The sequence below is a fragment of the Aeromonas sp. 601027 genome (assembly GCF_049174455.1).
GTDB classification, from domain to species: domain Bacteria; phylum Pseudomonadota; class Gammaproteobacteria; order Enterobacterales; family Aeromonadaceae; genus Aeromonas; species Aeromonas veronii_A.
Genome location: NZ_JAAKTN010000001.1, coordinates 519,829 through 533,516, shown reverse-complemented (window position 1 = coordinate 533,516; position 13,688 = coordinate 519,829). Strand labels below are relative to the sequence as shown.

The following is a 13,688-nucleotide window of genomic DNA, read 5'->3' as shown; positions in this document are numbered from 1 at the left end:
GAGTCGGGTTCCCTTATTTGTGCAGAACCTCGTTTTTAGGGCGATCAGCCCTTGGCTGCGCTGCGCAATTTCGCCTTGAGCGCGCTGTATTCAGTCTGGACGTAGACTTCCGCCTCAGGCTGATTGTCGATACGCTCGATCTTCACCGCGCAGTACTTGTACTCCGGCGTGTGGGAGACGGGATCGACGTGCTCGATGGTGAGCTCGTTGCAGGCCCCGATCCACCACTGGTAGGTCATGTAGACCACCCCGGCGTTGACCCGGTCGTTGTAGTTGGCACGGGTGATCACCTTGCCACGGCGCGACGAAATCCAGACCAGCGCCTGATCCTTCACCCCAAGCTTTTTGGCATCGCTCGGGTGGATCTGCACATAGCCAGGCTCATCGGCCAGGGTTTGCAGCGCCGAGCAGTTGCCGGTCATGGAGCGGCAGGAGTAGTGACCCACCTCGCGCACGGTGGAGAGCACCAGCGGGTACTCCGCACAGGGCTGCTCCAGCGGCGGCCGCCACTCGGAGGCGATCAGCTGACCCTTGCCGCTCGGGGTGGTGAACACATTCCCCTCGAACAGAGTGCTGGTGCCCGGGTGATCCTCGGTCGGGCAAGGCCACTGCACGCTCTTGAGATCGGCCATCTTGTCGTAGCTGACCCCGGCGTAGAGTGGGCAGAGCGCACGCATCTCGTCCCAGATCTCTTCGGTGTTGTGGTACTCCATGGGATAACCCATGGCGGTCGCCATCAACGAGAAAATGGCCCAGTCCGGCTTCACGTTCTCAGGGGGCGTCACCGCCTTGTAGAAACGCTGGAAGCCGCGATCTGCCGAGCTGTAGACCCCTTCGTGCTCGCCCCAGCTGGTGGCGGGCAGAATGACGTCGGCCATCTCGGCGGTCTGGGTCATGAAGATATCCTGCACGATCACCAGCTCCATCCCCGCCAGAGTGCGGCGGAACTGACCGAGATCTGCCTCGGTCTGGGCCGGATCTTCACCGAAGATGTAGAAGGCCTTGCACTTGCCCTCCTCCACCTTGTGGCCAAGCTCGGTCAGGCGATAGCCGGGCTTTTGGGAGAGTGACTCCACGCCCCACGCTTTGGCGAACTTGGCGCTGATCTCGGGATCGGCCACAGACTGATAACCCGGGAACTGGTGGGGCAGCATCCCCATGTCACAGGTGCCCTGCACGTTGTTCTGACCGCGAACAGGCCCGCAACCGGTACCGCGGCGACCGAAGTTGCCGGTCAGCAGCGCCAGACCCGCCAGCCCCTTGACCACGTCCACCGCCTGACCGTACTGGGTCACCCCCATGCCCCACAGGATCATGGACGCAGGCGACTCGGCATAGGTGCGAATGGCGGCGCGGATATCGGCGGCTTTGAGGCCAGTGATCCCCTCCACATATTCCGGGGTGTACTTGGCCACCGTTGCCTTGAAGGTCTCGAACCCTTCGGTGTAGTTGGCGACAAAGGCCTTGTTGTAGAGCCCTTCATTGATCAACACGTTGGCGAAGGCGTTAACCAGCGCCATGTTGGAACCGTTTTTGAGCGGCAGCCACTGATCGGCGATACGGGCGGTCTCCACCATACGGGGATCACACACAATCACCTTGGCCCCGTTTGCCTTCGCCTTGAGGATATGGCGGGCCACGATGGGGTGAGAGTCAGCAGCGTTGTAACCAAACACCAGCAGGCACTTGGTCTCTTGAATTTCGGGAATGGCGTTGCTCATGGCGCCGTTACCTACAGTTGTCTCCAGACCGGAGACTGAGGGTGCGTGTCACACCCTCGCGCAGTGGTCGACGTTGTTCGTCCCAATCACCGCACGGGCAAATTTCTGCATCACATAGTTGGCTTCATTGCCGGGGCCACGGGCAGAGCCGGTGGTCATGATGGCGTCCGGGCCATATTTCGCCTTGATGGCAGAGAGACGGCTGCTGGCGAACTCGATCGCCTCATCCCAGGAGACAGCCTCGAATTTGCCACCGCGCTCGCGGCGGATCATCGGGCTCTTGAGACGGGGGGTCAGCAGGTTGGTGTCGTTCAAAAAATCCCAACCGTAATAGCCCTTGAGGCAGAGCTGCCCCTCGTTGGTCCGGCCGTTGGCGCCTTCGGCCCCCACCACCTTGTCGTTTTCAACCAGCAGGTTGATTTTGCAACCGGTGCCGCAATAGGGGCACACGGTAATGACTTTTTTCATGACTCACACTCTTGTTTGTTAACGAAAAACGGCTCGGCAAGCCCGCTCACACCCGCGCCGGCATCGCCAGCAGTGCCTCGGCACTGGCCAGCTGTTTCTGCCGGTTCAGGTTTTCAAGATGCTCCGGCGTGACCAGCCGCAGCGCCTGGGTCGGACACACCTCGACACAGGCCGGGCCCGCCTCGCGGTGACGGCAGAGATCGCACTTGAGCGCCTGCGCCTTGGTCTGCGGACGCTTGAAGAGCGAATCGGCAGCGGGTGCCACCTCTTTGAGCACCACCGCCATGGCGCCGTATGGACAGGCCACCACGCAGGACTTGCAGCCGATGCAGCGCTCCTGCAACACCTTGACGCAACCATCCTCGCTGACGATGGCATTGTTCGGGCAGGCCATGGCGCACGGCTTGTCTTCACACTGGCGGCAGAGCACCGGCGTGGTCACCTTGCTGCCCACGATCACCTTCAGGCGCGGCTGAAAGTAGCTGTCCCTGGAGACCAGATGTCCATCCTCGATGGCAAGATGCAGGCCGCCCTCCCGCTCAAGGGTCCCGCTGCAAGACCCTGACTGGTGTGAAACGGCGCAGGCCACCTCACAAGTACGACACCCAATACAGAGACTGGGATCTGCAATCACGAAGCTGTTCATAGAGAGGGATCCTAAATGGTTCGTTACACCGGGCCGCCCGCCGACAGGCAAAGAGGCGGCCAGCCCCCCACAAAGCATTTATCAGACCAAAACGGGCCAAGGGTGCGATAAAAACTCACAAGCAACTGAAAATAAAGGAGTAATTAGAAAGAATAACGTGCTAATTGCCACCCCTTACGAGGGTGACGACGGGGTGGGAAGTGTGATCGACACGACAAAAGTGACGAGCTCGACACCGGCTGACCAACCCCTGCCCCAGTCGTGTGACGGAACCATTCGAAGGAGTTTGCAGCCAGGATCGGCCGCCCCAAACCGGGCAAGCGGAGGAACGAAATCCCGGGAGAAAAGCCATACCAAGGGCCAAAAATGGGCTGCGCAACACGTAAAAGCCGCTTGGGGCAATGGCAAGTTGTTTGGTTTTGCTATCGAGTTTGCTGGCCATCATCAAGTGAAACCGAACAAAAATGGGCCGCTTATTGACTGATTTGTTGAGCCAGAGCCGGTTTTAGGCCCCTGCCCCTTCAGTTTTCTCTCCCTCCGGTTAATATGTGCCACTTGGCAACCAGATCCGTTGGGGTCGTTTTCATGAAGATAGGAAATAAATAGAACAGATTAAAAAAGAAAAATGAACCTCTAACATCTAGGAAGTAAGTGAGGATAAAATAGACTCCCTAGCCATATAAATAATCTTTGAACCTGACATATTTAAATATGGAGATAATCGGTGAAACTGTATAAGCAGGACGATGGTTTTCTGGAACACATGGTTAAGATATCAACAATCCTAAGTTTAGGCTTTGGTGTCTGGGCATATTTCAGCACTATTCACCCTGTATTTGAGAAAGAAAAAGAGTTACAACAAGCAAAAATTGAAAATCAATCTCTTGTCTCTACAAAAAATGAATTAACCGACCAAATAAAAAACTTAAACGGTAAGATTATCGAGCATCAAAAATCGATTGCTTCGCTGAAAGTTCAAGAATCTAAACTTAGCTTATTGATAAGAGAAAAAGAGAGCGAGTTAAAAACCGTTAACTCTAAGTTAGGTGAAGCAAGAACAATTGCGGTCATAAACAAACTTAATTACTATATGGATAAAATTATAAATGGCTATCTTTTGTCAATAACCACCGGTAAAAGGAACACATTTGACGCTGTTGAGTATGCAGAAAATTTATTAAAAACTCACAAACAGGATGATAGCGACCCATATAATGAAGAGGCATATATTTTCCTAAAACGCTATGTCGCCAGCTACAACGGTAAAAAAGTTTCTGGAGATGATTCAATTGCCTTTGCCGTTACCTTGCCATTCCTGTACAAAAAAGAGCACAATTTATAAATCCTTTAGTAAAAATATATGGTGACTTGTAGATATTGAATGTAAATGATAGAAATCATTATTGATTAGATAGAGATTGTTGATATGAGTGAATACTTATCAATTGGTGCAACCATTATTGCATCTTTGGGTGGTAGTGGGGCAATTATTCTTGGCCTGTCGAATTATTTGGGGAAAATATGGGCCGAACGTCTTATGGCGACAGAAAAGGCCAATCATGAACAAAAATTAGAGCGCCTAAGAGTCCAGCTACAAAAAGAAAACCAGCTTCATTTGGCAGAATTAAATAATGGTTTGGAAATTTATAAACAAACTCACCTTAGAGAACATAGTGATAAGTTGGTTATTTATAGAGCCACTATTGATCTCGTAGCAATAATGCTTGCCAAGGTTGAGATGATTGTATTGCGACATAAAAGAGAATTATCCCCTGAAGAAAAAGAAAGTTTTGAAACAGAAAGACTAAAAATATATGGCTATCTTGCAATGATCGCACCACAAGAAGTCATGGATGCTAATGATGCATTTATAGATCAATTGTTGGCTATCATCTTTGATGGAGAAACAACAAGTTGGGAGGAAATTAGAGCAAAGGCATTATGTTTAACAAATGCAATGAGACGAGATATTGGCATAGATAAATCAGATGTAGCATATAACGGCAATCGATAAAATCTACCAAGTGCCGTAGGGTGTAATAAGCGCGGCGCATTGCACCTCTTGCCTCTTTTAATATTTGGTGCAATTCACTTCGTTCATTGCACCCTACGATTAAATTTTAATGGAGTAATATTTGATGAATATAAAAATCCATAATGAACATCAAGATGACATCTTCAATGTACTTGTTGATAACCTTAGACAATTTAACTTTGATAAAATGGGTGAGGAGCGCTCCCAACCTTTAATTGTTGCCATTCATGATGATAATAACGAAGTTGTCGGTGGCATTGCCGGACGAACTATTTATCATCAACTGTTGATCGAAGTACTTTGGGTACACAATGACAAGAGAGGACAGGGGCTCGGCATTCAATTAATGGAGATTGCTGAACGTGAGGCACAAAAACGCGGATGTATTGCTGCTCAAGTCGACACCCTCTCATTTCAGGCACCCAAATTTTATGAAAAAATGGGATTTAAAATAGTCGGTAAAGTGAGCGGCGTTAAAAATAGTCCTGACCGCTACTTTTTATTGAAGCACTATCATGGAGAGTAATAATTACCGTAGGGTGCAATAAGCGCAGCATTGCACCTCTTGCCTATTTTAATACTTGGTGCAATTCACTTCGTTCATTGCACCCTACATTTTTCCTTCCAAATAAAGACTCTATTGCTACCCGTCGCCATCACCTTTGCCATCCTGCCCGCAATTAATTAGTCACTATTTTATCGTCTGTTTTTCACTCACCTCGGTAAAAAATAGTGGCCAAACCACTTCCCCAGATAAAACAAACGGTTGCCCGCAGAGCGCATGAATATTTCAATCAACGGCCAATTAATAACCTTACTCAAAAGGGCGTTTTGATTATTTATACCTGAGCATGAACCCGCAGAGTGTGTGTCATTATAAGCTTAACGACAGATGAACAGACTGTGTCCCATGAAACGCATCTTTATATCCGATTAGCTCCCTTCCCATCGCAATCCTTTGATTTCCCCCCGATGTTGTATCCACACATACCTGATGTGTTCGGGGCGATCTGCTGTGGCAAACGTGTAAACATCAAACTGACAAGATGAACTCATGAACTGTGATAAACAACAAGCCATGTCCGGCGTCATGCTGGCGGCGATTGGCGTAGTCTATGGCGATATCGGCACCAGCCCGCTCTATACCTTGCGCGAGTGCCTGTCAGGTCAATTCGGGTTCGGCGTCGAGCCGGCCTCCATTCTCGGCTTTCTCTCGCTGATCTTCTGGCTGCTGATCCTGGTGGTGTCGGTCAAGTACCTCTCCTTTGTGATGCGGGCCGACAACGCCGGCGAGGGTGGCATTCTCACCCTGATGTCGCTGGCGACCCGCAACGCCTCCACCCGCTGGACGCCGCTGCTGATCATCCTCGGCCTGATTGGCGGCAGCTTCTTCTATGGTGAGGTGGTGATCACCCCGGCGATGTCGGTGATGTCGGCCATCGAGGGTCTGAGCATTCTCACCCCCGCCCTCGACCCCTATATCGTCACTCTCTCGGTGCTGGTGCTGACCCTGCTGTTTGCCATCCAGAAACATGGCACCGCCATGGTGGGCAAGCTGTTTGCCCCCATCATGCTGATCTGGTTTATGACGCTGGCGGTGCTGGGGCTGCGCGGCATCATCCACAACCCCGAGGTGCTGGGTGCGCTCAACCCCATCTGGGCGGTGCGCTTCTTTATCCAGTACCAGACCACCTCCTTCTTTGCCCTCGGCGCCGTGGTGCTGGCCATCACAGGGGTGGAGGCGCTCTACGCGGATATGGGCCACTTCGGCAAAAATCCCATTCGCCTCGCCTGGTTTATCGTGGTGTTGCCCTCGCTGGTGCTCAACTACTTCGGTCAGGGGGCACTGCTGCTGAGTAACCCCGCCGCCATTGCCAACCCCTTCTTCCTGCTCGCCCCGAAATGGGCGCTGGTACCGCTGCTGCTGCTGGCAACCATGGCGACGGTGATCGCCTCGCAGGCGGTGATCTCCGGGGTCTTTTCGCTGACCCGGCAGGCGGTGCGCCTCGGTTATCTCTCCCCCATTCGCATCGTTCATACCTCCGAGCAGGAGTCCGGCCAGATCTATATTCCGGTCATCAACTGGATGCTCTATATCTCGGTGGTGATCGTCATCATGAGCTTCGAGCACTCCAGCAATCTGGCGGCGGCCTACGGCATCGCGGTGACCGGCACCATGGTGCTCACCTCGATCCTCTCCTGCTCGGTGGCCAAGAACAGCTGGCACTGGAACAAGTATCTGGTGGCCATCCTGTTTGCCGCACTGCTCTGTATCGACGTGCCGCTCTTTGCCGCCAACCTCGCCAAGATCTTCTCCGGCGGCTGGCTGCCGCTCACTCTGGGCGCGGTGATGTTCACCGTGATGACCAGCTGGAAGAGCGAGCGTTTCCAGCTTATTCGCCGCCTGAACGAGCACGGCAACTCCCTTGAGCCGATGATCGCCTCGCTGGAAAAGTCCCCGCCGACCCGGGTGGCGGGCACTGCCGTCTATATGTCGCGGGTGGTCAATGTGATCCCCCATGCGCTGCTGCACAACCTCAAGCACAACAAGGTGCTGCACGAGCGGATCATCCTGCTCACCCTGCGGGTGGAGGATGTGCCCTACGTCCACAATGTGCGCCGGGTCTGCATCGAGCAGCTCTCCCCCACCTTCTGGCGGGTGGTTGCAAGCTATGGCTGGCGCGAGACCCCGAACGTGGAGGAGATCTTCCACCGCTGCAACGCCGAGGGGCTCAGCTGCCGGATGATGGAGACCTCGTTCTTTATGGCCCACGAGTCGCTGATCATGAAAGACCGCCCTTGGTATCTCTATCTGCGCGGCAAGCTCTTTATGCTGCTGCAGCGCAACGCCCTGCGTGCCCCGGATCAGTTCGAGATCCCGCCCAACCGGGTCATCGAGCTGGGTTCGCAGGTGGATATCTGATGGCGTGTTGATGGCCTCTTAAAGGCATAGAAAACCTCAGCAAGTAGAGAGGGAGGCATGGGCCTCCCTCTCTTGTTTCCGTTAACTCAGTTACCGGCCCCCTCATCCCCAACCCTTCTCCCGCGAGGGGAGAAGGGGGCAAACCACATCGCCCCCCACAGACATCCCACCGTAGGGTGCAACAAGCGCAGCGCCGTGCACCGCGAACATATGGCTGACCTCCCCCCTCATCCCCAGCCCTTCTCCCGCGAGGGGAGAAGGGAGCAAAACCACGGCGACCCCCACAGACATCCCACCGTAGGGTGCAACAAGCGCAGCGCCGTGCACCACGAACATATTTTGATAGCGGTGCAATTCACTTCGTTCTTTGCACCCTACTCATGCTGCGTTTTCCAAGGTGACGAACCCTCTTGGGGGCTTCGTCACAAGTGACGAACGTCACAGTTCGACAGCCGTATCAGCGCTTCGCCCCAACCACATCAAGATTTTTATTCATTTAAAAACAGCCACTTAAAACCAATTTCGCTGCAAAAACCAATCTGGCCCGTATCTTGCCAACCTGCCCCTACTTTCTCCGTTCGCGACACGACAAGGTAGGCTATGAACCGCTTCGTTATCGCTGACCCCAAGCTTTGTATCGGCTGTGGCACCTGTATGGCGGCCTGCAGCGAGGTACACAAGGCGCAAGGTTTGCAGCAAGCCCCCCGTTTAACCGTTATGCGACACGAGCAGGCGACCATGCCGGTTCAGTGCCGTCACTGTGACGATGCCCCCTGCATCAAGGTGTGCCCGGTCGAGGCAATTCGCCAGACCGGCGATTGCGTGCAACTCAACGAGTCGCTCTGCATCGGCTGCAATCTCTGCGCTGTGGCCTGCCCCTTTGGCGCCATCCAGAGCGGCGGCAGCCGTCCGGTGGCCGTGGCTACCAGTTACGACACCTATATCCCCTGCTCCATCCGCTCCAGCAACCCCTCCACCTCCGCCGGCCTGCGCTGCTTTGGCGAGGATCTGCTGAGCTGGGAGCCGGGGGTGCGCAGCATCGCGGTCAAGTGCGACCTGTGCGAGTTCCGCACCGACGGTCCGGCCTGTGTCGGTGCCTGCCCCTCCCAGGCACTGAAGCTGGTCAATGACGGCGACACCGAACGCGCCGCCCGTATCCGTCGCCAGCAAGCGGCCGACACCAACCCGCAAGGGGCCTCCGCCTTCTCGGCGCCTGCCACGGCGATCCCTGCCTCCGATTTATCCACCACAGAGGGAGTTCGCTGATGTTGTCCCCCCTTGTTATGGCCACGCTCCTGCTCTTTTTGCTGGGCGCTGCCGCCGGTTTGCTCCTGCAAAAGCTGCCCGCATTGGCCAACCGTCTCAACAGCGGTTTTGCCCTGCTGGGCTCGCTCGCGGGTCTGGTCGCCGCCATCCAGATCTTTGCCCAAGGCGCCCCCGTCGACGGCCAGCTCTGGCTGCTGGGCTCGGTTCATCTCGACATGCTGGCCGCGCTGATGCTGCTGGTGATTAGCACTGTCGGGGTCGCCGTCGCCCTCTACTCCTTTGCCTATATCCGCGAATATCAGGGTAAGGGGGATGTGGCCATCGGCGCACTGATGAACCTCTTCCTCTTTGCCATGGTGGGCATGGTGCTGGCCGACAATGCGCTCGGTTTCTTGCTCTGCTACGAGCTGGTGACCCTCACCACCTATTGGCTGGTCAAAACCAACCCCGAGGCCGCCAAACAGAGCCGTCTCTACTTGGTGATGAACCATATCGGCATGGCGCTGGTGCTGATCGCCTTCTGGCTGCTCTGCCGCGAAAGCGGCTCGCTGGAGTTCGCCGCGCTGCGCGAGCACCATCTGGCGGGCGGATTGGCCTCCCTGGTGTTCCTGCTCAGCTTCTGCGGCTTTGGCCTGCGCGCCGGTTTCGTGCCGCTGCACGGCTGGCTGCCGGTGGCCGAGCCCGTTGCGCCGTCCCATATTTCTGCGCTGATGTCTGGCGTCATGGTAAAACTGGGTCTCTTTGGCATCTTGCGGGTCAGCATCGATTTTCTCGGCGCCAGCCAGCTCTGGTGGGGCTATGTAGTGCTGATCTTCGGCGCCTGCTCGGCAGTGCTCGGGGTGCTGTTTGCGCTGGCCGAGCACGATCTCAAGCGGCTGCTCGCCTACCACACGGTGGAGAACATCGGCATCATCCTGATGGGGATGGGGATCGGCATGATCGGCATCGCCAACCAGCAACCGGCGCTGGTGGTGCTGGGGCTGCTCGGTGCGCTTTATCACCTGCTCAACCACGCCATCTTCAAGAGCCTGCTCTTTATGGGTACCGGCTCTGTGATGTTCCGCCTGCACACCCGCGACATGGACAAGATGGGGGGGCTGGCCAAACTGATGCCCTGGACCGCGCTGGCGTTCCTCATCGGTGCCATGGCCATCTCGGCGCTGCCGCCGCTGAACGGCTTTGTCAGCGAGTGGTTTATCTACCAATCCCTGCTCTCCATGACCAAACTCGGCACCTCTGTCGTCGCCCCGCTCGCGGTAGTGATGCTGGCGGTGACCGGCGCCATGGCGGTGATGTGTTTCGTCAAGGTCTACGGCATCTGCTTCTGCGGCGCACCGCGCAGCGAGAAAGCGAGCCACGCCCGCGAAGTGCCGGGCGCCATGGTGGCAGGCACCCTGCTGCTGGCTGCGGTCTGTCTGGTGCTGGGTCTGGGCGCCCCCTGGATTGCCCCCCATATCGCCAGCTATGGCCAAGCCTTGGTAAGCGACCAAATGAACGTGGCCACCGGCGCCACCCTGCTGCCGCTGGATAGCAGCCAGGCGCTCCTCTCCCCACCCGTTATCGCCATCACCTTGCTGGGGCTGTTCCTCATCCCGCTGCTGGTACTGGCCATCTTCAAGGGGCCCAAGCTAGGTCGTCGTCACGCTGGCACCCCGTGGGCTTGTGGTTACGCCTACGAGGAGCGCATGAGCCTCACCTCCGGCGGTGTCACCCACACCTTGCGCCAACTCTGCGCGCCACTCTATCGCAAGCAGCCGCAGCTCGATCTGGCCAGCGCCCTGCACGGGGTGAGCGATACCAGCGGGACAACCGGCTGGTTGCTGCACGGTGTTGTGCTGGCGCTCTTTATCCTGATGGCTGTAGGAGTCTGATATGCCTGTTCTTGAAATGCCGAGCTGGGGCATGGTTGCCCTCGCCCTGACCCAGGCCATCGCCATGCTGGCGCTGGCGCCGCTCGCCACCGGTTTCAACCGGGTGCTGCGGGCCAAGATGCACTCCCGTCAGGGGCCGGGCCTGCTGCAGGATTACCGGGATATCGCCAAGCTCCTGCGCCGCCAGGAGGTAACCCCCGAGCCTGCCGGCATTATCTTCAACCTGATGCCTGCGCTGCTCATCGCCGCCCTCTTGCTGGTCGCGATGGCGCTGCCAACCCTGACCCACGAGTCCCCCTTCCCCATCGCCGGAGATCTCATCACCGACATCTATCTGTTCGCCATCTTCCGCTTCTTCTTTTCGCTGGCGGGGCTCGACAGCGGCAGCATGTTTGCAGGTATTGGTGCCCGCCGCGAACTGACCCTCGGCATTCTGGTGGAGCCCATTCTGGTGCTCGCCTGCTTCATCATGGCGATGATGGTGGGCAGCTCGGATCTGGGCAATATCAGCAACTATGTGGCGACCCAGCCGCTGGCCGCGCCGATCGCTACCCTCTTGGCGGGCGCCGCCTGCGCCTTCGCGGTGTTTGTCGAGATGGGCAAGCTGCCCTTTGACTGCGCCGAAGCCGAGCAAGAGCTGCAAGAAGGGCCGCTCACCGAGTATTCCGGTGCGGGCCTGGCCCTGCTCAAGCTCTCCATCGGCCTCAAGCAACTGGTGGTGGTGCAGCTCTTTCTGGTGATTTTCCTGCCCTTCGGCAAGGCGGCCAACTGGAGTCTGCCGGCACTCATCGGTGCGGCGCTGATCCTCGCCTGCAAGCTGCTGGTGGCCTTTTTACTGGCTGGCATCATCGAAAACGCCATGGCCCGCACCCAGTTCGTGCGCACCCACAAGCTCACCCGCTACGGCTTGGGGCTGGCCCTGCTGGCGCTGCTCGCCTATCTGGTCGGGATCTGAACCATGCCCGCCAGCACAGCCATTTTTTCGATTTCACCTTTTGTGAATGCTCATTCCCGAACATAAAGTGAGAACTGCATGACCATCGCCATTTCGGATCGCATCGGCTGCGACTACATCCAGCAGGTGCGAGCCCAACTGCCCCACGCCATCATCGACGAGGAGTGGCAAACCGCCGATCAGGCCACCATTACCGTCAAACCCACCAGTCTGGTCGAGACGGCCAGCCTGATCTTCCATCAGCTGGGGGGCTGGCTTCCGCTCTCCTTTGCCAATGACGAGCGCAGCCTAAACGGCCACTTCGCCGTCTACCACGTCTTCTCCATGGAGGGCGACACCAAGTGCTGGATCACCGTCAAGGTGCTGGTGGATGCCGATACCCAGGAGTACCCCTCCATCACCCCGACCATTCCGGCGGCGGTGTGGGGCGAGCGGGAGATCCGCGACATGTATGGCCTGCGCGCCATCGGTCTGCCGGATGAGCGCCGTCTGGTGCTGCCGGACGACTGGCCGGAGGATATCCACCCGCTGCGCAAGGACGCCATGGATTATCGCCAGCGCCCGATGCCCACCACCGACACCGAGACCTACCCCTTCGTCAATGAGCTCGGCTGTGATGCCAACCGCATCGTGCCGGTCGGCCCGCTGCACATCACCTCCGATGAACCGGGGCACTTTCGTCTGTTCGTCGATGGGGAAGACATCATCGATGCCGACTACCGCCTCTTCTATGTCCATCGCGGCATGGAAAAACTGGCGGAAACCCGCATGGGCTACAACGAAGTGGCGTTTCTGACCGACCGGGTCTGCGGCATCTGCGGCTTTACCCACAGCGTCGCCTACACCACCTCGGTGGAGAACGCCATGGGTATTGTGGTACCCGAGCGGGCGAAGATGATCCGCGCCGTGCTGCTGGAGGTGGAGCGCCTGCACAGCCATATCCTCAACATCGGCCTGTCGAGCCACTTCACCGGTTTCGACACCGGCTTTATGCAGTTCTTCCGGGTGCGGGAGAAATCCATGACCCTGGCCGAGCTGCTGACCGGCGCCCGCAAGACCTACGGCCTCAACCTGATTGGCGGGGTACGCCGCGACATCTTCAAGGAAGATCGCATCAAGGGTGCCCAGCTGGTACGGGAGCTGCGTGATGAGCTCAAACCCCTGGTGGCCATGCTGCTGGATACCGCCAACATCTCTTCCCGCCTCATCGGTATCGGCAAGCTCGAGCCGCAAATTGCCCGCGATTTCAGCTGCGTCGGCCCCATGGTGCGGGCGAGCGGCTTCAAGCGTGACGTGCGCCGGGTCCACGACTTTGCCGGCTACCGCGAGCTGCCGATGGAGATCCAGACCAAGGCGGGTTGCGACGTGCAATCCCGGGTGCTGGTGCGCATCCACGAGCTCTACGACTCCCTCGACATGATTGAGTTTGGTCTTGAGCACCTGCCGGAAGGGCCACTTTTGACCGAAGGGTTCACCTACCAGCCGGGCAAGTTTGCGCTGGGCTTTACCGAGGCGCCCCGCGGCGAGAACGTCCACTGGAGCATGACCGGAGATAACCAGAAGCTGTTCCGCTGGCGCTGCCGCGCCGCCACCTACGCCAACTGGCCAGCTCTGCGCTACATGTTGCGCGGCAATACCGTGGCGGATGCACCGCTCATCATCGGCAGTCTGGATCCCTGCTACTCCTGTACCGACCGGGTCACCCTGGTCGACCCCAGGAAGGGCAAATCCACCGTGGTCTCCTACAAGGAGATCGAGCGCTACGGCATCGATCGCAAAAACTCTCCGCTGAAATAAGGGGTC

The 13,688-nt window shown here is 57.1% G+C and carries 10 protein-coding genes; 8 read left to right on the top strand and 2 right to left on the bottom strand.

Annotation, left to right across the window (positions count from 1 at the left end):
* Positions 1-44 precede the first annotated feature (44 nt).
* Both fdhF and G5193_RS02270 read right to left on the bottom strand, forming a co-directional pair.
* On the bottom strand, positions 45-2,189 hold the full coding sequence (gene fdhF, locus G5193_RS02275; protein ID WP_167565718.1) for a formate dehydrogenase subunit alpha: 2,145 nt from the start codon (positions 2,187-2,189) through the stop codon (positions 45-47).
* Positions 2,190-2,235: 46 nt separating this feature from the next.
* Positions 2,236-2,835: a 4Fe-4S dicluster domain-containing protein gene (locus tag G5193_RS02270; protein WP_047435276.1), complete on the bottom strand. Its 600-nt coding sequence runs from the start codon at positions 2,833-2,835 to the stop codon at positions 2,236-2,238.
* Positions 2,836-3,559: 724 nt separating this feature from the next.
* On the opposite strand from G5193_RS02270, the gene G5193_RS02265 reads away from it, so the two are divergent.
* From G5193_RS02265 to G5193_RS02230, 8 genes are all read left to right on the top strand, one after another.
* Positions 3,560-4,177 (top strand): hypothetical protein, encoded by a 618-nt coding sequence (locus G5193_RS02265; protein ID WP_208736299.1) that lies wholly within the window; start codon positions 3,560-3,562, stop codon positions 4,175-4,177.
* Positions 4,178-4,261: 84 nt separating this feature from the next.
* The gene (locus G5193_RS02260) at positions 4,262-4,849 is read left to right on the top strand and encodes a hypothetical protein (protein ID WP_208736298.1); all 588 of its coding nucleotides are present in this window, start codon (positions 4,262-4,264) and stop codon (positions 4,847-4,849) included.
* Between the two features lie 124 nt (positions 4,850-4,973).
* On the top strand, positions 4,974-5,396 hold the full coding sequence (locus G5193_RS02255) for a GNAT family N-acetyltransferase (RefSeq protein ID WP_421204854.1): 423 nt from the start codon (positions 4,974-4,976) through the stop codon (positions 5,394-5,396).
* 528 nt (positions 5,397-5,924) lie between these two features.
* Positions 5,925-7,793 carry a low affinity potassium transporter Kup gene (kup, locus tag G5193_RS02250; protein WP_024944982.1) on the top strand — a complete coding sequence of 623 codons (1,869 nt, stop codon included), beginning with the start codon at positions 5,925-5,927 and terminating at the stop codon, positions 7,791-7,793.
* A 600-nt stretch (positions 7,794-8,393) separates the two neighbouring features.
* Positions 8,394-9,059 (top strand): 4Fe-4S dicluster domain-containing protein, encoded by a 666-nt coding sequence (locus G5193_RS02245; RefSeq protein WP_005360206.1) that lies wholly within the window; start codon positions 8,394-8,396, stop codon positions 9,057-9,059.
* Positions 9,059-10,930: a hydrogenase 4 subunit B gene (gene hyfB / locus G5193_RS02240; protein WP_421204853.1), complete on the top strand. Its 1,872-nt coding sequence runs from the start codon at positions 9,059-9,061 to the stop codon at positions 10,928-10,930. Before G5193_RS02245 ends, hyfB begins: the two co-directional genes overlap by 1 nt.
* Before the next feature lies 1 nt (position 10,931).
* Positions 10,932-11,885 (top strand): respiratory chain complex I subunit 1 family protein, encoded by a 954-nt coding sequence (locus G5193_RS02235; RefSeq protein ID WP_421204852.1) that lies wholly within the window; start codon positions 10,932-10,934, stop codon positions 11,883-11,885.
* Between the two features lie 78 nt (positions 11,886-11,963).
* The gene (locus G5193_RS02230; RefSeq protein WP_421204851.1) at positions 11,964-13,682 is read left to right on the top strand and encodes an NADH-quinone oxidoreductase subunit C; all 1,719 of its coding nucleotides are present in this window, start codon (positions 11,964-11,966) and stop codon (positions 13,680-13,682) included.
* Positions 13,683-13,688: the final 6 nt, after the last annotated feature.

What these genes read in the sequence shown, in the direction of transcription:
- G5193_RS02260 (WP_208736298.1), top strand. Translation starts at nt 4,262, where the DNA reads ATGAGTGAATACTTATCAATTGGTGCAACCATTATTGCATCTTTGGGT.
- hyfB (WP_421204853.1), top strand. Translation starts at nt 9,059, where the DNA reads ATGTTGTCCCCCCTTGTTATGGCCACGCTCCTGCTCTTTTTGCTGGGC.
- G5193_RS02255 (WP_421204854.1), top strand. Translation starts at nt 4,974, where the DNA reads ATGAATATAAAAATCCATAATGAACATCAAGATGACATCTTCAATGTA.
- kup (WP_024944982.1), top strand. Translation starts at nt 5,925, where the DNA reads ATGAACTGTGATAAACAACAAGCCATGTCCGGCGTCATGCTGGCGGCG.
- G5193_RS02235 (WP_421204852.1), top strand. Translation starts at nt 10,932, where the DNA reads ATGCCTGTTCTTGAAATGCCGAGCTGGGGCATGGTTGCCCTCGCCCTG.
- G5193_RS02230 (WP_421204851.1), top strand. Translation starts at nt 11,964, where the DNA reads ATGACCATCGCCATTTCGGATCGCATCGGCTGCGACTACATCCAGCAG.
- G5193_RS02270 (WP_047435276.1), bottom strand. Translation starts at nt 2,835, where the DNA reads ATGAACAGCTTCGTGATTGCAGATCCCAGTCTCTGTATTGGGTGTCGT.
- G5193_RS02245 (WP_005360206.1), top strand. Translation starts at nt 8,394, where the DNA reads ATGAACCGCTTCGTTATCGCTGACCCCAAGCTTTGTATCGGCTGTGGC.